Source organism: Candidatus Babeliaceae bacterium (assembly GCA_041660765.1).
Taxonomy (GTDB): Bacteria; Babelota; Babeliae; order Babelales; family Babelaceae; genus JBAZVR01.
This window is the reverse complement of sequence record JBAZVR010000001.1, coordinates 847,448-869,268: the sequence shown is the minus strand read 5'-3', so window position 1 is coordinate 869,268 and position 21,821 is coordinate 847,448. Positions and strand designations below refer to the sequence as shown.

The following is a 21,821-nucleotide window of genomic DNA, read 5'->3' as shown; positions in this document are numbered from 1 at the left end:
TCGGTTAAAAAAATAATAAATAATTTGTAGAATATATCATTTTAATTTAGGTACATCCATGAGCGAAATAGCGTATCTAATCACCATGCATACTTAATTTTTAGGTATGTTAGCACGCTTATTTTTTTTGCACCGGCGTTGATGAGCATGTGCGCTATTTCTTTTCGATCATTGAAATAAGCGATTGCTAGGGGGGTGCACCACGTAAAAACAGGGTCTTGTTTATTAACATCAGCACCGTGTTGCAGTAATAACTGTACCATCTCGGGCTTATTGAGAATAATTGCATAAGAAAGAAGCGGATTGTTACGCACATTATGGGTACCAGCATACTGTTTTACATCAGAAATACCATAGGTATCTATTACTGCATTTACATCGGCACCGGCATCGATTAAGAGCTCTGCCATAGCTAGAAAATTATTTTTTATGGCAACTGCCAATGGCGTATAGCCTTGGTGGGGTGGGTCATAATCTACGTTTACGTTGACGTTTGCGCCATCGGCAAGCACTTGTTTTACGCGATCTTGATTGTTTTCGCTCACCGCAGTGATAAGAGCTAGATCTAAAGGCTTTATGCCAAAATTCGTGTGATAATAGTTGATATCTTTCTGGCTAAATTGCTGAGGTGTAAATATTTCTTTACTTTTCAAAGAAGCGTTTTGTTTGTGCATATGTCTATGTATGCCAAAAGCAACAAGAATTAGCATTAGAAAAGTCGAAGTAATAATATACGATAGGTGTTTTTTATTGAGCATGAGTGCTGAATCCTACATCGTCTTGTTATGTGATTTTTAATACAAAAATAGTCTAGCATCGACATTTTGGTCATTGCTAGACTATTTAAAAGCTTATATATTTATTCGTTTATGTGTCAGAGTTGCAAATTGCTGTAGGCTAGCGTTATCAGTTGCATTCTGAGCAATTGATCTTGGAGACTGATTACGTTGGCATCGGGCGCATCATACAGAATAACTTCTGTTATTGTTGCAGTGTAGCCTTCTTTTTTAAGCATTTCTTGCATGCGTTCGGCGTCTTGGTAGCTTTGAGCAAACCAAACAGGCATGCCCGTTGCTAAAAGATTTCCGATATCATCAATGGAATCAATAGTGAGAATTTCGCATATGTTATTACATTTTTCAAAAAATTCAGCGGAAGCTTCTAGCTCCACTGTTACGCCATATTTTTTTTCTATTATTGTGTTAGTCTCTACACTTTGTACGGTTGTATAAATGAGCGATAGGCATACGAGGAGTATTTTTTTGAACATAGTATCTTTCTATAATAAAAATTTAGATAATTAAAAAATATAACACATAGTGTGCAATGGGACAAATTTTATATTAAGCATAGTATCTAAAAAGGCAAAATCATGAAGAAACTATTTTTATTATTTTTATTACAATCGTTTGTTTTATTGAGTATGGATGATCAGCTCGAAGCGTCGAGTAGAATAGAAAATCTTAGGGCATTAATTTTGAAAAGCGATCATAAAAGCATAGAAATTTTGTTAAAAACGGTTAATCGAGATGTGTCTAAAGCTGATGTGGTAGCTGAAAAAAGAAATCTTATGCATTTAGCGGTAGAAGTGCTTGCGATGCGCACAGAGCAAGAGGCGCAACTTACCAGGTCCCAGCTTATATTGCGGGTTTTGCATGTTCCTTGCGTTGTATTAAAAACGGTTTTTGATATTTTCGATGTCATGGGTAGCAATAATAGTCAGCAGTTAACGATCAGTAGCATGAATTTGGCTTTTGATGCGGCTGTTATAGGCTCCGCGGGCTATAACGTATACAAATTACTTGGGTCAGAAAATGTGTGCACTAAAAAACGCGATGCCAAGAACGTCGTGCAGCAATTAAAAAATATTCTCTAGGTCGATTTTTTGTAACGTTTTACTCGAGTATATTCTTAATTATTTGGTCCCTAGCAAAGTACTCTTAGCCCAATTTATTCTTTGCATTATTATTGTGGCATTTTCTTTATTATCTAAATGTTTATCTGGATGCCATTTTCTACTTAATTTTTTATATGCTTGTTTTATTTTGGTCTGAGAAGCATCATCAGCGTTGATGCCTAGAACTTGGTAAGCATTTAGGAGATGAATATTAGCTGCATAGCGTTTTACTGCATCTTTATCAGTAATGTTAGGTTCTTGTGTTGTTTTATCAGCGGGTTTATAGGTATAACTTGGTTCTGGTCTATAGGTATAAGTTGATTTTCCTAATAATTTTATAATTTTTTTATAAGCATTTATTTTTTTGGTATCGGTTACAGGAGTTTCAGTAAGTTTTTTTTGAGCAATCTGCTCTGCAGTTTCATTGGTGCTATTGCGCATTGTTTTGTCAATTCCATAGAGAAGTTGACCAGTTTTATCTATTAATAATTCAACCATAGCACTATGCCCTCTTTCTGCTGCGCGCATAAGAATAGTATTTCTCTTATCATCTAGCTTATTGATAAGAACTTTCGCCCATAATGCTTTGAGCAGTGCCTCGACGCTAAGTTTTTCTTCATCTTTAAGGCTTTGAGCTTGTTCTTGTTCAAGTACATCCGCTGCGATATCCAATGCTGTTTTGTCATTGTTATTTTTAAGAATAAGCTGTGCCTTTTTTTCTATCAACCGTTTAACCATAGTACCTTTGCCGCGCGCTGCAGCAATCATAAGAGCAGTATTTCCCCTTATGTTTTGACTATTTATATTTATGCCTTTGGTACTTAAGAGGCGATTAAATATTGCTGGATTGGGAAGGTTAATTGCGTACATAAGAGCTGTTTTGCCTTCTTTATCCGCCTTGTTGATATCAGCGCCATATTTAATTAATTGTGGAACGATGACGTAACCTTCTTGTTGGTTGCGTGTTGCAATGGTTATAAGTGGTGCGTCAAAAACATTGAGCATGTTTTTGTATTTATCGGGTTTACTGTTAAGTAATGCTACTTTTTGATCAAGAGTTTTTGCGCTCCAACCTGGTGCAGTAGTAAATACGGGTAATTTTGATTCTTCAGATTTTTTGGTACGCCGAATATACCTATAGTAAGCCATAATAATACTTTTTTTAGCGCCAAATGCTGTATTGCTAAACATTGTAGCGATGCCTTGTGTGCGTTTTACAAAGCCATAATACGATGCTTTAAGATTATCCCAAGGACTCGCCGGATGCATTGTCATGATCGTACATAGAGATATAATAAGTATTGTTTTTTTCATCAGTACTCTGGTTTTTACTCGTGAGCAATGCATTTAAGTATTATTGATGGGCGTGCCTGCAAGCTGCGGAGGGCCCGTATTTATTTTAAGTATATACAAATTGACTATTATGATCAATAATATTTTTATTTAAGGTTTGTTTTTGTAATTTAAAAAAAATTTTATATGAACTACGCTATGTATAGCAAAGCCCACTTAAGTTTATTTAAGCTATTTTTTTATACAAAGATATGCTTATTTCTTTTTCATGCTCATGGTTTACCATCGGGGCGGGATAGTCAGTCTCTGTATAATTATGATAGTGTGTGTGCCAGTTATGCAGGGCGGTGTTCGGAATATTTTGCAGTTCAGGGGCCCATTTTTTTATATACAGACATTGAGGGTCATATTTTTTTTGCTGTAACCATGGATTAAAAATTCTAAAATATGGCTGAGCTTCAGATCCGGTTGAAGCGATCCATTGCCAATTGCCGTTATTAATTGCAGGATCATAATCGGTTAACTGTGTTGCAAAATAACGTTCTCCCCACAACCAATTAATATGTAAATCTTTTACCAAAAATGAGGCAACAATCATTCGTACCCGATTATGCATAAAGCCTGTTGCATTCATTTGGCGCATGCCAGCATCTACAATAGGAAAACCGGTCGTTCCCATGCGCCAAGCATTAAAATTTTTTTTATTGGATGACCATGCAAGTTGTTCGTATTTTTTATAAAAAGGTCCTCCAAATACGTGCGGTGAATGATAAGCAAAATACGTAAAAAAATCGCGCCAATATAATTCCGCTATGAGCTGCGAGGATGTTCCGAGTGTTTTTGCAATAGCATGATAGCTTTGTCGTATTGAAATGGTTCCAAATTTATGTGCAGCGGATAAATGCGTTGTTGCATCGAGCGCTGGAAAATTACGCTCTGTCTCATATTCTTTGAATTTTTTAATATTCTGAAGCTTTTTTTTAACATGAGTTTGTTGCGTGATTTTTTTAAAAATATATGCATTGTCTTCAGCTCCCATTAATGATCCTGTATAAAATGCATAATCATGTGGCAGAGGTTTGGGTTGCGCAACTGCTTGTTGTGTAGCTGCTCTATAAAATGCTGTATATTTACGATATGTGGTGCCTGAAGAATTTTTGATAGCATCAGGATCACCGATGAGTAAAGCATCATGATGTCCCTGAAAATGTATGGCGTGCTGTTTGCATAATTCTGTAATTGCGGCATCGCGTTGCATGCTAAACGGAGTATAATCAAGATTAATAAATACCGCATCTATGTTGTGATCTTTGATAATGCTTTTTATTGTTGTTGTGGGATCCCCATAAAAAATATATAGTTTGCCCATTTTTTCTTTAAGTTGCTCATGTAATTCATGGAGTGATTCAATCATAAATTCAATCGCATGCATGCTTCTGTAAGCGTTTTTTGATCCAATTTGCATGGGATCAAAATTGAACATGGGAATAATAATTTCAGAATTTTTTATGGCTTCGATTAACCCGATGTTATCGTCTAAACGCAAGTCTCGTCTAAATATAAAGAGTGTTTTTTTATGTTTTTTTGGGTGTGTTATCATTTCATCTCATTAATCGCTATAATTTTTTTGCATAGGATTTTATTTAAGGCGTAGTTGTTTGAGTTTGCAAAAATCTTTGTCTAAAAATGCCCGCATATATTGTAAGCATGTTTTATCATTAAAGAGTTTGCTATGTTCAATATTGGGCATAGCGCAGTAATAAACCTCGCTGCCTATTTTTGCGTGTTTTTTGGCCCATTTTTGAGATTTTTGATAAGCCTCAGTGCGATCTTTTGAGCTGTGAATAATTAATAATGGTTGAGATAATGTAATAATTGGGGATGCTTCAGTAATATTCGGTGCGAGCATAATAAAGCCGCCACTCGGCTCTTGTCCCTTTTTAAATTTGCTGCTTAAGTATGCAATAACGCTTCCACGAGATGCTGTGCCAAAAAGATATGTAGGTATTTGTGAATCAGGATATAATTTTTTTAATTGTTGTTGTGCCACAAAATATTGATAACTTGCGATAAGTTTTTCAAGCTCCGTTCCTGTATGTAACATTCTATGTTTGGAATAATCATAAAAATCTGGTGCAAATGAGGCTGCTTTATTATCAAGATTTTTAATATATTTTTCACAGTTTTCGTCCGCACCTCCCATACTATGATAGATAACAATGGCTTTGTTTTGTGCGCAGCCATCGATATTATCCCAACAGGTATCAAGCATGAATGGATAATTTTTAGAATACAAGTGTGCATGATTTGCTATAAAAACGTTTTCCAGTACCCTGCGTATTTGTTTTTTATCAATTGGGTTTTTTATATAACGGTCAAGCACGTTTTTTAATTCTGATGAAAGCGCAATGTGTCTTTTAGGGTTTTCTATATAATCGCATGCATCTTGAAGAATACGGAGCTCAGGTTCTGGAAAATATACTCCAGGAGCATATAAAACTGGTGCTAGTTCTGAAAATATTTCGTCATATTTGGTGTCGAGTTTTTCAAATGGCCATTGTTTTTCAAAAGCTGTTCTGCCGCTCTCCATGCTATTAAGATGGCTTATTGTTGTACATAGTATGAAAAATATTTTTGAAAGATTCACGACACTCCCTTTTTTTATGTAAGTTTGGAGCATTATAGATAGAAATAGCAACATGTGTTAATATTTTTATAAAAAATCTTGAAAGGCATAATTATGGCGTCACCAATAATGCATGTCGTGCTCGCGTTAAAAATACTTTCTTTGTTACCGGGTACCATTGATAAAAAAGAATTTATTGTTGGAACCAGTTTTCCTGATATTAGATATTTAGCACATCTTGATAGAGAGCAAACTCATTTTGAGCCGGTCAGTTGGAATGATGTTATGTCATGTCCATCGTCGTTTAGGGCGGGTATGTTATTTCATAATATGGTAGACATTTTGCGTATCAGACACTTTGAGCCTGATTTTTATGATAGACAAGCCCCTGATCGTTATTCATCTGTGCATGTCGCGCTATTTCCTTTGATTATGAAAATGGCGGAAGATCAAGTGCTGTATGAAGCAGTTTATGATTGGCATGAAATTATGGGGTATTTTGATACCATATATGAGACAGAAAAAGCATTGTGCCCCGATCCTGATGTTATTCAAAAATGGCATACATTATTGCAAAATTATTTTAGCGAGCGACCTTCAGTTGCGAGTATTGATAGATTTTTAAAAGGAGTAGGGAATCTGAGTTTTTATACGTATGCAAACTATGACGCCGTCGGCGCTTTTGATGATCTTACATCAAACCCCAATTTTATTAAAAAAATACAAGAATTTTACTCAGCATTTGAAAGCTTTTTATCTTCAGAATTACTCGAAACCCCCATTGATAAAATCTCATGAGTAATATTAAAAATTTTTACATTTTTGGTGGGAAAAACCAAAAGTATCCGTCGACTGACACCGATAATCCCAGCTCATGTGCAGCGCGGTTGACACCGGCGCGTACTGATGCTGCATGCCAATCATCTCCGCACATGATGCCATGTGTCTTAAGTTTGCTGTACCATGCCATAATATCTTTATACACGCTTTCTTCATCGTGTGATGCGTCAACATAAATCAAGTCCGCGACTACATTAAGCGAACGCGCGGCTTCTAATGTTTTCATGCGTACTGGAATAATTTTATGGGTGAGCTTGTGTATTTTTACATTGGATAAAAATTGTTGATACAGTGTGGACAGTTTTTCTTGTACGCTTGCATCTGCTTGGATACTGGTATCTGTACTTGCAGTCCAGTCATCAACCGCGTATAAAATGCTGCTTTCTGGTAATCGAGACGCCATAAAGATTGCCGATGCGCCGAGCCAACTGCCCAATTCGACAACAACTTTTGGATGTAGTTGCATAATAAGAGTTGCTAAATTTTTTTTATTACAGTTGCTGAGCCAATTATGTGTATCTTCAGGTAATTCGATTAATGAACGGTATGGCTCTGGCATGTCTTCTGCTCGTGCTATAAAAATAGATGCCAATGCTAAAATTAAAATATTTTTTTTCATATACTCTTCTTTCTTACATTTTAGTGCTTCAAGATCTAAAATTATTCTCATACAATTACGTGTAAAACGCAAACAGACATGCTTATATAATTTTATGTAAGTGCTATGCCTAATTGCTTAAGATCGTTACGTAATTGCTGAGCATTTTTGAACAGAATGCCGATCATGCCTGCGGCTTGTGCTGCATCAACATGTAGCTTGTTGTCATCTATAAAAATAAGAGTCTTTATGTTGTCTTGATTATAACGATCTTGATAGCGCTTAAAATATGCTGGATAGGGTTTGCGGACTTCAGGCTCTGTAATATCAACGGTTAATCCATCTTGTAAGTGGCCAAATAACCCCAAATGTTTTGCGGCTATGTTGTTATAATCCGTAGGGCCGCCATTGGTAGCAATGCGCAGCGTGTAACCTAGTGCATGTAATTCTTGTAATAATGCTTCCATACCGCTTATAGCATCAAACGATGAAGCCATTTCTTCCGCTATAGGTCCCAAGGTCGGATCATAGGTATCAAGGAGAAATTTGTATTCTTCAAAAGTGGCGCCATAGGGGCGTTTACTTAAGCTATAAATATCTAAATAAAGTTTGTATGTTGGTCGTATCTGACCGTCTAATTTAAATCGGGAATATTCATAACTTAAGAGCGCAGCCATTTTGGTAACTTTTACGCCAGCACGTTTTAGGGCTACGCTTATCATTTTAGAAACGTTCTTTGTTACCAGCGTCTCGTGCATGTCGAATGCAAATTCAATTACATCAGGAGAATTGTTGCATAATTGTGCATATTCGCTGCGTAAAGCAAATGTCGACAATAATATTACGAGCGATAATTGGCGTATAATCATATAAAATCTCTACTATATTATATAGTTTACTATTTAATATATAATATCAAATATAGTAATAAAGTCAAGTTGATTATTTCAATATCTATTCAATTAGAAATATTTAAATAGATCTTGTTCTTGAGGGTATTGGTGTTTTTTATTGACAAGCACCAAATATAATTGGTATTATTTTGGTGTAGTATCTCAGGAGATAATTGTGCCTATAAGTGGAAAAGATCTCTGTAAATTGTTTGAGAAAGTCGGGTATAAAATTGTACCTGGCGGTAAAGGCAGCCATATAAAATTAAAGAAAAAAGATTGCCCGACTGTTATTATCCCAAATCATAAAGAACTGTCTAGGGGGTTGGAGCACGCTTTAAGGAAGCTGTTAGAGGCAAATACATAAGGGTTAAGTATGCAATATCATTTTAAGATTCATAAAGAAGCTGCAGGTTTTTGGGCTGAATGTATTGAGCTGGAGGGATGTTTTACGCAAGCGGATACAAAAGAAGAATTGCAATTAAATATGCAAGAAGCTTTAAATCTGTACGTTGAAGAACGATCAAATTCTAAAGATTTAGCTGCTATGCCTGACAAAAATATAAAAAATTCTAGAACTATTATAGAAGTATCTTTAGATCCGCAGGTGGCCTTTTCTTTTCTTGTGAGATATTGGCGCATTAAATACGGATGGACGCAAAAACAAGCTGCAAAAAAAATGGGTTTTGAAAAATTGTATAGTTATCAACGACTGGAAGCGAGAAGGTGTAATCCGAGCTTGAAAATTATAAGTATGATTAAAAAAATTTATCCCGATTTTTCTATTGATTTTGCACTGACAATTTAAATTAAGTCTAAAAAATAATAAAAGGCGCCAGTTTGTTTTTAGCAAACTGGCGCCTTTTAATTAATCGATAAATGTTATCGCTTGGCCAATTTTGCCAGCACGGCCGGTTCGGCCAATTCTATGAATGTAATCTTCATGTGTTTGAGGTAGGTCATAATTGATAACATGGGATATGTCGTCAATATCAATGCCTCGTGCAACAACGTCGGTAGCTAACAAAATTTTCACTTTATTATTTTTAAATAACGAGAGCGCTTTATTGCGTTGAGCTTGTGTTTTGTCACCGTGAATAGAGGCAACATCAAATCCACGCTCTGCTAATGCTTTTGCTAATCTATCTGCAGCTCGCTTGGTTCTAACAAATATGATGCTTTTTGTGCAACCTGGTGCAATGAGTACATCATGCAATACATCAATTTTGTTTTTTGAACCAATTTTTATAATATCTTGATTGACGTTTTCAGCTGATTGACGAGTTTTTACACTTATTGATACAGGATTATGTAAAAATGTATCCATGACATTATTGATATTTGCTGGTATCGTTGCAGAGAAAAATAACGAATGACGCTTGCGAGGTAAGCGGTCAATAATATATCTTATATCATTGATAAATCCCATATCGAGCATTCTATCAACTTCATCTAAAACAATCGATGTGTATTGGCCAAAATTTATAACCTGATTTTGCTCCAAATCCATTAATCTGCCCGGCGTACCTATAACAAATTCAGGATTTCTTCTAAAGTCTTTAGTTTGGTTATAAACACTTGTTCCGCCAATACATAATACTGAAGTGAGACCCATTTTATTGCTAAATGCCTTAAATTCGCTTTCAATTTGCCCGGCCAACTCTCTGGTAGGGGCAATAATTAATACGCGACTTGTCCTGTCGGTTAACACATTGTTGATGAGGGGAATCAAAAATGCCGCAGTTTTACCCGTGCCCGTATTGGCTGTAGCGATAATATCCCTGCCTTCTAAGAGAAAGGGTATTGCCTGATCTTGTATAGGAGTGGGTAGGGTATAACCTTTATTAATAATATTTTCTTTAAGTCGCGGCTCTATGGCAAAATCTGAAAAAGTGTTTTTTGGTACATATGTTTCAGAGATTACTTTTTCTTCTACTTTTTTTATAAAAAGAGAGGGATCGAATTTTTTGACTGCTCTGGCCGACTGGCTTCTGCCGCTGCCGCCGCCATATCTTCTATTGGTACTATTTGGTCTATTTGATTTATAATGAGCCATTTTTTATTTTTCCTAGTAACGGTGCTATATATCTATAAGTTTGCCATAATTTCTATTTTTCTAATAGTATTTGGTGCAAATAAGGGGTATTTTAGTAAAAAATAGATTATTTTATTTTTTATTTTCTGTAGTACTTTATAGATTTTTTAATAAAATCATGCAAAATAGTGTTTTTTTCTCGTAGATATGTCTTTTTGTCGCCACGCCAATTTGTGCCGGACATATAATGTAAAAAGTGATTGTCCGCGTGAAATTCAAACATATATTTGCCTTTTGGCAGCAAATTAAGAAAAAAATCGGCGCACAGATCATTAAATCCGAGTGACTGTAATGCCCTATAATCTCGCGGGACGCGTGATTCAGATATGGCATCAAAAAGCTTGTACCTCAGGGTAGGGCTATTTTTGAAATAATGATGCATATTGCCGCCCGTATCAGTTTGAGTTCCATCAATCTGGCCACATCTAAAGTCTATCAGGTGTTTATTGGGTGCTGTCTTCATGTTCAAAAATACTAGTGCCGGCAAAATATAGGTTATTTGACCACTGTTTCCATCACGCGATTGATGGCATCCTATGAGATCGTATTCTTGTAGATAATGAGTAATACTTAAGGGGCGTATTAAAAACATGTCGGCCTCTACCATGGCAACGATGCCGTGATAATTTTTAATGAGCTTATCTAAAGCATATTGAAGGCTATCTGCGTATAGAACGCTGGGATTGCGATCAGTATTATGTATTTTTTGTGGTACTCGTATGCATTTTACCCCAAGCTTATTGCATGTTTTTTCTATGAGTTTTTCCATGGCTTTATTAGAAGCATCATTAAAGACAACATATTCATAATCATCTTCCAAAAAAGCATCAAAGGTTTTTTTATGAAGTTTTATAAAATCAGGACGATTAAAAACATGAGTAACGATTAAAACTTTCTGCGAAGTCGCAACCTGCGTATGGATAAAAGATACTATTATAACTGCAAAATAGCTTATTTTGGTAATGTTCATAGGGTTCCCTAGGTTATGATTTTACATCATAATCCCAAATTAATTGAAATCTCCTAGGGAAATCTACAAATTTAATACGACCATTTTTTGAACATGTTTTGGGTCCAGCGATAGCCTGTAATCCAGCTGTAATTTGAACGGATCATGCCTTGAGCGGAGGCCAAAGCTCCTGGGCTAACTACATGATTAGTTGCGTTAATAACAGCATTTAATATTTCTTGTGAAGAATTTTGTTGATATGCAAGGGCTGCCGTGCCAGCGGCAATAGTTGCTACGCCAATAACCTTTCCTAGGCCTGTCGACACTTTGTTCAGTGAGCCCATAAGTTTATCTTGTATATTTTTAAGGGCGGGTTGCGTGCTTGCTGCAGTAAGTGATGTAAGAACGATGGCAGAACATGCTGATAAGAGCATTGATTGACCGAGTGATGGGTCCATGCTCCAGGCATAAAAACCCATACCTGCGCCAGCAAGTGTGCTGAGGCTTGTGTGTACAAGATGTCGTGATGCTGTGCCATGGCCTAACGTAATTATTTTTCGAGCAAATTCTTCCCCTAATGCATAGGTAGCACCGGTCCCTACATTTTCTACTGCAATCTGAGTTGCCGCATGTAAAGTATCTAGCGTCATTAAAGACGATAAGCAAGCTAATGGGTCACCTTGGCTGCAACTGAGGGTTAATAATACTGCCGCTTCGGTTCCAAAAATTATGATAGCTGGTTTATTAAATTTATTAATAATCTGGTAAATACCAAAATTAACCGCAGCAGGGCTATTGGTAAGGGCTAGATTGGTTAAATTTTGTGCCCCTGTAGTGGCAAAGCTTACGGCGCTTTCTATAAGTGGATCACTCAGCCTGCTGATGGACTGAGTCATATTCATAGAATGGCTTACATGAGCACTTGCCAGAGAAACTATGAGAATAATCTTGCTTAATATACTTATTTTCATGATCTACTGCCTTTATATATTGTTTTTATAATTATTTATTAATCTATAATTAAAAGTATAATATAAATAATGCAAACAATGCAATAATAATTATAATAGAAATATTTATAAAAACAATATATTTTATAGTAAATATCGCGCTAGATCTAGCTTTGTGATTTTTGACCATTAAGCAATTTTATATTAATCTTTATTTAATCTGGCGATATTTACTTTTTTATAAAATTTTGGGGAAATTGTGAAAAAATTACTATTATGTGCGATTTTGACAGGCTTTTGTTTGACGTACTGCATGGATAAAAAACTCCCATCTATAATGCAAAAAATAGATAAGGCGGCAAAGTTTCATGAAAAAACAAAAGGCTATTCTGCTGTAGACGTAAAAAATGCAGAAATAATGTCTATTGCTAAAAAGAATCAGATGAAAATGCTTCCTCAAATATGCTTTGATACTGATTTAAAGGAAACAGATACATGTGTGAAAATAGGCAAAGAATGGCATATTAAGTCTCCCGCAGGAAAACTGGGTTATACTCCAGAAATATCATTAGCAATAGTACCTTATCGCCCAGCGAAATTTCGTAGCATTGAGCCAATGGAAATTAAGCAAACGCGCCAAGATGGGCCATTGACATACCCAGGAACAATAGTTCATATGTGGGATCAAAAACAAATTGGTTTAATGCCGAGAGAAAAAGAGATAAAATCGATTTTTACCTTTGGTTTGTGTGGTTGTACAGCATTGGCTCTGATCGCGAAACGTAAATCTGGAATGTGGGATGTTATGATGAGCCACTATCCTCCAATCGATAGCATGAATCAAGTATTAGGGCTCAAAAAAGCGGCAATGTTATTTGATAGTAATGTTGATTGTTTTTTGAGCAAGTATTTGGTTGTAGTAGTTCCAGGCGAATGGGCGCGGGGCAGTGACGGAAAATGGATTATGAAGCCTCGAGATGGCTATCTCAGCCATATTTCAGCTCTGGGTAAAGCAGCGAAAGTAGAACCTATAGTTTCATCTTATTCTGAATCAAGAGGGATAATGCGCTATGAAAAATTCGTTCCTGATTTTGAAGTTGTGCTTAATCCAGATAAAGATCATGCAACATGGACGTCCTTTGGAGATCGTCATATACGCCATGAAATCAGATAATTTGTTACTTGCTTGTAATCAAGTAATGATGTCGCGATTATCATAGCAATGCCAATAGCTTCAAATTCTTGATCGGCTAGTTTTTTTACAATATCAGTTGTTTGAGCAAAATGATTAAAACCTTTTTCATTTAAACGCTTTGTCAAAAACTCTAGCCTTAGACTTCTGGGTATTTATCGGGGGATGCGCGAAAGTGTTGTACTTTAGGATTGTCGTTTTCCATTTCTAGCGTTTCAATATAGAGTCCTGTTGCAAAGCCCCCGCGCTCTTGATACTTTTTTTCTTTTACTTTTTCAATGTCTTTGGCCGAAATGCCATATGCTTTGCACAGCCCATCAACTACTTCTAGCACGTCTGCTAATTCGGCAATAACTTCTTGGCAGTCATCAGCATCGCGTATTTCATAAGATTCTTCGATGAGCTTATGCTTTAAGGCTTCACGCAATTCATTTCCGCTGAGTAGTTTATATTTTGGTGTAATGCCTTCCGCTTTAAAGCTTTCTAGTCCTTTATCTCGGCCGAGTTTATTGCAAAGAAATTTTATCATGTGCACTTTCTAATAATTGTATTTGTCGGTGAGCATAGGCTGATAATTCTGGATCTAAGCCCGGGATATCGATCCACTTTTTCCCATAACTGTTGGCTATAGTTAAATTTGCTTTTTTTGAGATAAATAAATCTATTGCTTTTTTATAGTTTTCAAATTGTTGCATGTTTATCTGTTCTTGTTCTTTAACAGTTGGCCCTAGTTTTTGCACAATGCGCATTTCTACAGCAAATTTCATATAGTGATCTAATTTTTTTTGATTTGCAACGCGTTCCCTCCAACTAAATATTCCCAAAAAGAGATGTATAAAGGGGATGTTGCCGCGAATATCGGGTTCATTTATTACATCAGGTTGTATATCAAGCAATAGTCGTAAAACTTTTAAGGAGCACTCGCCCGCGGCATAATGAATGGGTGAAAAACCATCTTTATCGTTTTTGCTATGTAATATATTTTTATCGCTTTTTAATAGAGCTTGTACTCTAAGAACATCATCCCGCAAACAAGCATCTTTAAGAGACATAGCACATGCAAAATAAGGCATTAAGCATGCAAAATACAATAATTTTTTCATTAGTTCTCTCTTTGTTTATTAATTATATTAATTTTTTACAACATCACGATATACTTTAAGGTTTTTTAATTAATTTTTCAAAATCTTTTTGCATCTTATTCAATGCATGGAGCCCTGCAATACTTCCGTAAAATTGCACGTGATCTTTGCAGCAATCGGGGAACCCTAAGTCACCTTTGGGTTTATCTCTATTTTTGATCAAACATGCTTGTAGATTTTCTTGATGTTCTATCGTTTTCTTCTGACGATCTATTTGGTAGCGTTGAAAGTCTTTTTTATCTTGTTCTTCTGCGAGTTGTACAGTATTTATTTTTTGTTGATCATGCATATTTTTTAAAGCCACAGCATTTGCAGTAAGAGTACTTGCGCAAGCAGCATGCTGTAATATTTGTGTTCCGGTATGCGTATTATAATAAAGTTTTGCTAAATCTATTACCGTTGTTGCCGCGCCGATAGCTGCTACTGGATGACTTGCTAAAGCGAATGAGGCTAATGTAAATAGACCAAAGCCTATAAGGCTCTTACTTGTTTTGAAATTGTTTTGATTTGTTTCTGGTTTTTTTTCTTCGTTGGCGCAACATGAAAACATGATTAAGAAGGTTAAAAAATATAGTTTCATTTTTGACCGCCACTTGGTTTACTAAATTCTTCAATTTTTTCATCTAGTTTTTCTAACTCGAATATGTGTTGTGCTAATTGATCAAAAAGCAAGTATAATAACATGCATTCAACGGCAAAATTAGGCATCAAAATATACATTGGACACATATCTTTTGAGAATTCTGTTGTATGTTTTTCGAACATTTTTTTAAAATTACCAGATTGTATCTGCTCAATATTTTTTCTCTTATTGGCTATATTTTCTGCAATTATTTGATCAATAACCTTTTCATCATTATTTGTTTCACGCAACTGCATTCTCAGTTCTGCATAATAAACTCGAGATCTTTGCTTTACTCGCTCCTTAAGCTGAAAAATTAATTCTTCTTTTTGCCTAATTTGTTCGTTTATATCGCTTATTTTTTTTGCAACTGCGTGCAGTTGCTCTTTAAGTTGTTGTAATTCTTTTTCGCGATTGTTAAAGAATGCCGATGCATTCGATGAAAGCAGCAGCATAAGAATGATGTATAGTCTGTTCATGCAGATTCCCCGATGTTTGTATATTTGCTAAGAAAAGCAAGGGTATCACATGGATCACAGATGTAAACAGATTTTTTTAGAATAATTTTTCTTAAAATTAAATTGTTTTGGCGTTTTCTACGTATTGCAAAACTTTATTAAATTCTTTCCAAGGGATGTCGGAGAGTTTGTTGAGCTTGAGCGTAGCGAGAATTTTTCTTTCCAGTTCTTTATTTCCCTGTATTTTTGCCAGTAATAATGCATACTGTTTTTCATTTATAAGAGAGCTATTTTTCTGGTCTTTGTTATTTTCGATATTTCCGTCATGATCGGTAGGATCATCTTCTGAGAATATACCCAAAAGCATCATGGCATCATAGCGTCGATGATAGGTGCTTGAGCCTCCCCATGCCTGATCGCAACTTTGCACTTCAGTGTTTGGGGTAAGAAGTGACTGGCATGAGATCCATTGGCCGCTTTTTGGATGCCTTAAGATACTTTCCAGCGCAATTTTTCCATCAATAATGCGTGATGCTTGCGTTAAAATAAGACCGTGCTTGGAGCACATTTTATGAATTGACTCCAGAATGCATGGGAGTGACGCGTAGGTGCCTTTATGCCCCTTGCGGTCTTTGCTGACAACAACACCAAATTCTTTATGAAGCTCCATAAGGGCGAGCATAATGTGGTTTACGTCTGATGATTGAAATTGATCCATATGCGTTTAGTTTAATCTTTTGAATCTTTTATTTCTTTTTCTAGCAACTCAATCATTGCTTGTCGTGCATCAGATAGGCTCGTAGTTGAATCTGCAATGTCATTAAATTTATTAGCAAATTTTGCCAATTCCAATTGAGCTTCTATTCCTTTATCTGTACAAGCAAACGTTATTTCTCTAATTTCTGAATCACAATTAAACTGTAATAATTCATTCTTTAATTGTTGGGCTTTTTCATAATCCCATGTCCACAAAATTGGCATGCGCTCATTTATCATATAACCTGCAGCTCCAGTACTTACTTGAGCACTTTCGGCTATGATTAACAGTGCTTTGTTATAATTCCAAAATGTCCAAAAAGGCATGCTTTTAATATAAACACCATAAAATCCAGTGTTTTCTGCTACGGTTGTCGCATTAGAAGCCATACTCATAAAAGCTAAAAAAATAAAAACTATTAATTTTCTCATGTACATACCCATAAATATATTGTGAATTAAAAAAATAAATAATAACAAATATATCGCATCATTGTTTTAAATGCAATATTATATACGAAATACTCTTGCTTTTCCTCTCGCATTATTTATATATTAATCTTAATAGTAATTTTTCAAGAGAAGAGAGAGGGATTTTATAAAAGACTAAAAAATTTAATACTTATGAATCTCAATAATAGTAGCTAGTTTTTCTAGCTTGGTTCTTAATTCTTCTGCTAGCGCTATCGGCATATCAACTATAAGAACGGCAGGCAGTGGTGCTTCAACTTTATTTTTGGTTATTGTTATGTCCCAATCAGTGCATTCTCTTAAAGCTTTAATAATCTTAATTTTGTCTGGACCTACCGAAACAAGCTTAATCACGCATTTTTCTTGAGCATCGCTGTATAATTTTTGTATGTGTTCGTTCTTGTTCTTTTCTTTAGTTAAAAAAAACTCGCCGAGAAGTGTGGTTATTAAGAATGTGCAGAATAGTAAGAGCAGTATTAGAATAGTCATGATGTCACTCCAAAAATCTTAATTTTTTATGAAACAAGAATAAGCAAGGTATAAGCCGCCTGCAGCTATCATAGCCTGAGTGAGCTGTACGCCTCTATGTTGAAAAGAAACTTTTTTGGTGATGGATCCATTATCCTGATAAATTATTTCTTGTTTCAGATAGGTAGGGATCCGCGGAAAGAAGAATGCCATGCCGCGTACAAAAAACGCTGAAGCGTATGAATCATACTCTTTAACATTTTTAATCTGAGAGACCTTGATTGTTGTATAATCGTCTTTAAAAGTATGTTGAGCATTCTTGATATCAAGAGGGCCATTGTATTCTATTGAACCACCCGTGCCCCCATCATAAAATTTAAACGTTAACTGTGCCAAATTTTTATTATTATCTTCTTTAAAAAAAGAGATCTGGCGGCCAAACATGGGACAGAATCGTATTTTCGCCTCAATGGGATAGGCCTCTTGCATGGCCACAGATTCTGTAGGGAGTATTGTTATGGAAAAAATGAGCAAAGTGATAACGTGCAAAATCATATTTTCTTTTCTTTTGCTGGCGCCAGTCTAACGAAGTTACTAAGCAACGAAGACTGGCGTCCCCTCGTAGATACGTTCAGGAACCGTCAATTAGAGTTTAGCTTCAGCTTGCAAAATATTCAAACAATTCTCTCTGCTTCTAATATACAATTATCAGTAAATCAACACTTTAGCCATATTAAATAATTATAATTTTATTCCAAGATTATCTGAAATTGGGCTTGATTTTTATAGCGTAGCTGCAGTAAACTTTCTGTCGTTAATGAATAAATAATAATTTTTGAAGGAGACAGTATGTTAAAAAAACTTGTTAAACACGGTGATAGTCACGCTCTTGTTTTTGATAAGTCGATTTTAGAATTACTTAACATTAAAGAAAGGCACACGATTTTTAAAATAAGTATGAATGGTTCATCTATTATACTTACGCCGCATTTTATACCAGATGTAAATAATCCCGGAGCATCTTTTGACAGAATGAAGGACGAAGAGGATTTATTCGATTATAAAGTAGAAAAACTTTCTAATGATCCTTCTCTATCAGCTACAACACGTAATGAATTTATAAAAAAAGCTAAATATTTAAAATTAAAACATAAAAATGCAATGTATTCAGATGAACACATAAGAGAATATTTTGTATTACGTGATACCCTTATTCCAGAAATGGGTCATCATCCTTCCGAAGACTTTTTTACCAAGGAAGAAATAATAGAATGTGATTATAGTGCCATAGATGAGCATCTTCAATCCATAACTAATTAAAATAACATTGGATGCATATTGATACTTTATCTATGCATCCAATTCTTTTCTCCATTTCAACCTCATACGAGTTTTTAATCGTTCCAATATTGCTTCATATGGGATTCTGGTTCGCACTCTTTTCATCATGCAATCTGCAATGACTGTTAAGCGTATATTGTATGTCTTTTTTTAAAGTACGCTTATCATGTTGATGTATTTTATAAAATAACCCCCACGAAAATTAATTCATGGGGGAAAAAAATCAGTCCATAACAACTATGTTATGAATGTTGTGTGATAATGAATACACACGCTCACTATTATAAGTCTTCATAAAATTTGTGCAAACAATATGTTGATTTAATCGATTAATACGCATTATCCAGAAATATTGATTAATGTTTCAATCAGAACTTGTTGTAAAAAAAGATATCTAATTATTTGATTTTTTTAAAAATGAGGGTATTGTTATTAAAAAAAATCGGTGCAAAATTGCAACTATGAAAGTACATCACATGAAATATTCTTAATATTATTTCTTTCTTATTCACCATATCTCTATCTGAGATTCAAGTTACATAACAACCAAAAAAGCAATCTTATAAAAATCGTATAAATATTACTATGCGCAAAAAGCGCGAAGGGTAAACTATGTTTAAAATTAATAATTATTGGTATGCATTAAGTCTGTTATTACTACCTCTAAATTCTAACGCCATGTTCGGAAGATTTTCCAAGAAGTCGATGAAGTCAACTTTTCTGATTGGCGGCTCAGCAGGTGTAAGCGTTGGTTATGCTTTGCAAAAAAGCAATTCTATTTTTGCTGAAGATAAAAAAGATGATATTTTTAAAAAACGCGCTGAAGTGGCAGAGAGGGTGTTAAATTCGGTTACCCCACAGCAGTTGGCAGAAATAGTTGGTGCTTATGATCGGTATAAGCATGAAGAACGTATGCTTGCGGAAAAGCGAAGAATAATTGAAATTCTTGTGGGCACTGAAGATCCATCACCAGATAATGGTACTCAAGTTCCATCAAAAGATAGCAATGATAAAGAAGGTCATCTTTTTGAACCAATAGAGCCAGAGCCGCTTACTGAAGACGAGAAAAAATTAACGGCTAAAGAAAGAATCTCTAATAAATTTATGGGGGATATTCCACCTCAAGTTAATGATGTTATTGATTATTTTAGTAATCATGATGATTGTGTTAAAAACAATATAAGTATCGACAACAGATTATTAATGTATGGAGCGCCGGGGGTTGGCAAATCGTACCTCGTTGAAGTGCTTGCGCGCGAATTACAAGTAACATCATTTTTATTTAATGCACCAATTTTTAGAGATAAATATATAGGTGAATCTTCTCGTAAAATTCGAAAAGCTTTTGACACCGCTCAGAAACTTAATAAGCCAGTATTCATTTTTATTGATGAAGTAGATGGTATTGCTACTAAAAGAAAAGATAGTACTCATGATGAGCAAAGAGCAACATTAATAACATTAATGACTGAATTACAAAAGCTTCAAAAAAATAAAAATATATTTATTTTTGCTGCCACTAACGATATTAAAGCACTTGATTCTGCAGTTACCAGTAGATTTCCTGGTTCTATAATTGAGATGAAGCCACTTACAATTGCCTATAGAGAAAAATTAATTAAAAAAGCCTTTAAAGATCATGGGGCAATTATTGATGATCAATTTGCACATCGATTAGCAGACGTAACAGGCACAAAAATAAAATTAGATGAAGGCGCTATAGTTGATCCTCAACCAGAGGTGAAAAATGGAATCATTGATTTTACGGGTGCTGCGAATGCAAACAAGCGAACGAAAAATAGTTATAGTTATCTCTATGTATTTTCGAACCGTGAGATTGAACACATTGTTACTACTTCATTATTCAAGAAACATATAGATTGTAAGCAAAATAATAAATGCAATCAGCATCTTTGTGCTTATGTAAGAAAAACAATAGATGAATCTGGAAAACCAGGTAATTTTGCCGATAAGCAAAATACAAAATATTGTGAAGGTATTTAGATAAAATTATTTTTTATAAAATGAAATGTACCATCATGTGTAAATTTATTAATAGCTTTTTAATATCTCTGATGGTTTTGTCCATTTATGCTGAAGAAAAAAGTAATAACATTGATAAGCAACTTGATCGACTAGATCATATTTTATCAAAAATTCCAGATGATAAAATATTTGAGATTTTAAGCGCTTATGAAACGAGTATACGTGATGCACGTATACTCGAAGAAAAGCGTAAGTTGGTTGATGCCATTCTTCTTGCATCTGGCGAATCAATAGAAAATGACACTGATAATAAAGATGCTCAATTTTTTGTTCCCAAAGAACCAGGTGCGCTTTCTGATGAAGATAGGGAATTGCCTATACAAGAAAGAATCTCTAAGCGGTATATTGGTGATATTCCTAAACAAGTAGAAGATCTTATCTTTTATTTTAGTAACCATGATGAGTGCTTGCAGAATAATATTAAGATTTATAATCGACTATTATTGCATGGAAAGCCAGGTACGGGGAAATCGCATCTGTTTAAGATATTGGCGCATGCATTGCAATTGCCATATCTTTCATTTTCGGCGTCTTTTTTTGCGGATAAATATATTGGCGAGTCTTCACGAAGAATTCGTAGGGCATTTGAAGCTGCAAAAAAACTTGATAGACCCGTTCTTATTTTTATAGATGAAATTGATGCCATTGCTATTAAAAGAACTGACAATATGCACAATGAGCATAGAGCTGTTTTAATAACGTTATTAACAGAATTGCAAGATTTACAAGATAACAAAAATATCTTTGTAATAGCAGCAACAAATGATATGAAGGCTCTTGACCCAGCTATAAAAGACAGATTTGCTGGGTCTGTTTGCGAAATTAAAGATTTGACTGTTGCGCAACGAGCTCAATTATTTAAAAAAGTTTTCGCAGATAATGGCGTAGAAATTGATGAAAAATTGGCCCATAGGTTAGCTTATGTGACCAAGGTAAGAAATCGTTTTGAGACTGATGAATCCTTGTCTGAAACTAAATCTCGTGGCTTTTCTAATAGAGATATTGAATATATTGTCGCAACTGCATTACTAAAACGGTTTTCTGATAATAAGAAAAACCCAGACAATCCTAAGCATATTTGTGCGTATATACGCCAAGCAATAGATGCAACGGGTAAAAAGGGCTTATTTTCCACAAGATGGTTTCAATCTTATTCTGACGGCATTTGATTATTTATTTTTTTTATA

General features: G+C 35.0%; 26 protein-coding genes. 7 read left to right on the top strand and 19 right to left on the bottom strand.

Annotation, left to right across the window (positions count from 1 at the left end; translation table 11 throughout):
* Nucleotides 1-80 precede the first annotated feature (80 nt).
* Nucleotides 81-758, bottom strand: coding sequence for an ankyrin repeat domain-containing protein (locus tag WC707_04875; protein MFA6066483.1), 678 nt, complete (start codon nt 756-758; stop codon nt 81-83).
* A 116-nt stretch (nt 759-874) separates the two neighbouring features.
* On the bottom strand, nt 875-1,270 hold the full coding sequence (locus tag WC707_04870) for a hypothetical protein (GenBank protein ID MFA6066482.1): 396 nt from the start codon (nt 1,268-1,270) through the stop codon (nt 875-877).
* A gap of 102 nt (nt 1,271-1,372) precedes the next feature.
* On the opposite strand from WC707_04870, the gene WC707_04865 reads away from it, so the two are divergent.
* On the top strand, nt 1,373-1,876 hold the full coding sequence (locus WC707_04865) for a hypothetical protein (GenBank protein ID MFA6066481.1): 504 nt from the start codon (nt 1,373-1,375) through the stop codon (nt 1,874-1,876).
* Between the two features lie 39 nt (nt 1,877-1,915).
* Here WC707_04865 and WC707_04860 read toward each other — a convergent pair whose 3' ends face one another.
* The 3 genes from WC707_04860 to WC707_04850 all read right to left on the bottom strand — a co-directional run bounded on the left by WC707_04860 (nt 1,916) and on the right by WC707_04850 (nt 5,837).
* Nucleotides 1,916-3,211 (bottom strand): ankyrin repeat domain-containing protein, encoded by a 1,296-nt coding sequence (locus WC707_04860; GenBank protein MFA6066480.1) that lies wholly within the window; start codon nt 3,209-3,211, stop codon nt 1,916-1,918.
* Between the two features lie 205 nt (nt 3,212-3,416).
* A complete protein-coding gene (locus WC707_04855; GenBank protein ID MFA6066479.1) occupies nt 3,417-4,790 on the bottom strand; it encodes a deoxyribodipyrimidine photo-lyase in 1,374 nt (457 codons plus the stop codon).
* 39 nt (nt 4,791-4,829) lie between these two features.
* Nucleotides 4,830-5,837, bottom strand: coding sequence for a hypothetical protein (locus WC707_04850; GenBank protein ID MFA6066478.1), 1,008 nt, complete (start codon nt 5,835-5,837; stop codon nt 4,830-4,832).
* A 93-nt stretch (nt 5,838-5,930) separates the two neighbouring features.
* Here WC707_04850 and WC707_04845 point away from each other — a divergent pair, with 93 nt between their 5' ends.
* Nucleotides 5,931-6,614: a hypothetical protein gene (locus WC707_04845; GenBank protein MFA6066477.1), complete on the top strand. Its 684-nt coding sequence runs from the start codon at nt 5,931-5,933 to the stop codon at nt 6,612-6,614.
* Between the two features lie 16 nt (nt 6,615-6,630).
* Here the strand turns inward: WC707_04845 and WC707_04840 are convergent, their stop codons facing one another.
* A complete protein-coding gene (locus WC707_04840; GenBank protein ID MFA6066476.1) occupies nt 6,631-7,275 on the bottom strand; it encodes a class I SAM-dependent methyltransferase in 645 nt (214 codons plus the stop codon).
* A 92-nt stretch (nt 7,276-7,367) separates the two neighbouring features.
* Nucleotides 7,368-8,123 carry an HAD-IA family hydrolase gene (locus tag WC707_04835; GenBank protein ID MFA6066475.1) on the bottom strand — a complete coding sequence of 252 codons (756 nt, stop codon included), beginning with the start codon at nt 8,121-8,123 and terminating at the stop codon, nt 7,368-7,370.
* 397 nt (nt 8,124-8,520) lie between these two features.
* Between WC707_04835 and WC707_04830 the strand changes: the two genes are divergently transcribed.
* The gene (locus WC707_04830) at nt 8,521-8,952 is read left to right on the top strand and encodes a type II toxin-antitoxin system HicB family antitoxin (protein ID MFA6066474.1); all 432 of its coding nucleotides are present in this window, start codon (nt 8,521-8,523) and stop codon (nt 8,950-8,952) included.
* A gap of 60 nt (nt 8,953-9,012) precedes the next feature.
* Here the strand turns inward: WC707_04830 and WC707_04825 are convergent, their stop codons facing one another.
* The 3 genes from WC707_04825 to WC707_04815 form a co-directional block, all read right to left on the bottom strand.
* Nucleotides 9,013-10,200, bottom strand: coding sequence for a DEAD/DEAH box helicase (locus WC707_04825; GenBank protein MFA6066473.1), 1,188 nt, complete (start codon nt 10,198-10,200; stop codon nt 9,013-9,015).
* 118 nt (nt 10,201-10,318) lie between these two features.
* Nucleotides 10,319-11,209: a hypothetical protein gene (locus WC707_04820; GenBank protein MFA6066472.1), complete on the bottom strand. Its 891-nt coding sequence runs from the start codon at nt 11,207-11,209 to the stop codon at nt 10,319-10,321.
* A 71-nt stretch (nt 11,210-11,280) separates the two neighbouring features.
* A complete protein-coding gene (locus WC707_04815; protein ID MFA6066471.1) occupies nt 11,281-12,159 on the bottom strand; it encodes a hypothetical protein in 879 nt (292 codons plus the stop codon).
* Nucleotides 12,160-12,397: 238 nt separating this feature from the next.
* Here WC707_04815 and WC707_04810 point away from each other — a divergent pair, with 238 nt between their 5' ends.
* Nucleotides 12,398-13,312, top strand: coding sequence for a hypothetical protein (locus tag WC707_04810; GenBank protein ID MFA6066470.1), 915 nt, complete (start codon nt 12,398-12,400; stop codon nt 13,310-13,312).
* On the opposite strand, the gene WC707_04805 is transcribed toward WC707_04810, so the two are convergent.
* The 9 genes from WC707_04805 to WC707_04765 all read right to left on the bottom strand — a co-directional run bounded on the left by WC707_04805 (nt 13,288) and on the right by WC707_04765 (nt 17,802).
* Nucleotides 13,288-13,458, bottom strand: coding sequence for a hypothetical protein (locus tag WC707_04805; GenBank protein ID MFA6066469.1), 171 nt, complete (start codon nt 13,456-13,458; stop codon nt 13,288-13,290). The genes WC707_04810 and WC707_04805 overlap by 25 nt on opposite strands.
* 11 nt (nt 13,459-13,469) lie before the next feature.
* Entirely contained in the window at nt 13,470-13,859 is a 390-nt protein-coding gene (locus tag WC707_04800) for a nucleoside triphosphate pyrophosphohydrolase (protein ID MFA6066468.1), read from the bottom strand.
* Nucleotides 13,837-14,433 (bottom strand): ankyrin repeat domain-containing protein, encoded by a 597-nt coding sequence (locus tag WC707_04795; protein ID MFA6066467.1) that lies wholly within the window; start codon nt 14,431-14,433, stop codon nt 13,837-13,839. The genes WC707_04800 and WC707_04795 overlap by 23 nt, the downstream gene beginning before the upstream one ends.
* Before the next feature lie 55 nt (nt 14,434-14,488).
* Nucleotides 14,489-15,052 (bottom strand): hypothetical protein, encoded by a 564-nt coding sequence (locus WC707_04790; GenBank protein ID MFA6066466.1) that lies wholly within the window; start codon nt 15,050-15,052, stop codon nt 14,489-14,491.
* Complete coding sequence (locus tag WC707_04785; protein MFA6066465.1) at nt 15,049-15,573, bottom strand: hypothetical protein; 525 nt, start codon at nt 15,571-15,573, stop codon at nt 15,049-15,051. Before WC707_04785 ends, WC707_04790 begins: the two co-directional genes overlap by 4 nt.
* A 97-nt stretch (nt 15,574-15,670) precedes the next feature.
* A complete protein-coding gene (locus tag WC707_04780; GenBank protein ID MFA6066464.1) occupies nt 15,671-16,270 on the bottom strand; it encodes an ERF family protein in 600 nt (199 codons plus the stop codon).
* An 11-nt stretch (nt 16,271-16,281) separates the two neighbouring features.
* Entirely contained in the window at nt 16,282-16,740 is a 459-nt protein-coding gene (locus WC707_04775; GenBank protein ID MFA6066463.1) for a hypothetical protein, read from the bottom strand.
* Between the two features lie 183 nt (nt 16,741-16,923).
* Nucleotides 16,924-17,268, bottom strand: a complete 345-nt coding sequence (locus WC707_04770) for a ribosomal protein L7/L12 (GenBank protein ID MFA6066462.1) — start codon at nt 17,266-17,268, stop codon at nt 16,924-16,926.
* A gap of 18 nt (nt 17,269-17,286) precedes the next feature.
* The gene (locus tag WC707_04765; protein MFA6066461.1) at nt 17,287-17,802 is read right to left on the bottom strand and encodes a hypothetical protein; all 516 of its coding nucleotides are present in this window, start codon (nt 17,800-17,802) and stop codon (nt 17,287-17,289) included.
* Between the two features lie 294 nt (nt 17,803-18,096).
* Here WC707_04765 and WC707_04760 point away from each other — a divergent pair, with 294 nt between their 5' ends.
* The 3 genes from WC707_04760 (at nt 18,097) to WC707_04750 (ending at nt 21,803) form a co-directional block, all read left to right on the top strand.
* Nucleotides 18,097-18,567, top strand: a complete 471-nt coding sequence (locus WC707_04760; GenBank protein ID MFA6066460.1) for a hypothetical protein — start codon at nt 18,097-18,099, stop codon at nt 18,565-18,567.
* A gap of 633 nt (nt 18,568-19,200) precedes the next feature.
* Nucleotides 19,201-20,592 (top strand): ATP-binding protein, encoded by a 1,392-nt coding sequence (locus tag WC707_04755; protein ID MFA6066459.1) that lies wholly within the window; start codon nt 19,201-19,203, stop codon nt 20,590-20,592.
* Nucleotides 20,593-20,627: 35 nt separating this feature from the next.
* A complete protein-coding gene (locus WC707_04750) occupies nt 20,628-21,803 on the top strand; it encodes an ATP-binding protein (GenBank protein ID MFA6066458.1) in 1,176 nt (391 codons plus the stop codon).
* The last annotated feature ends 18 nt before the right edge of the window (nt 21,804-21,821 follow it).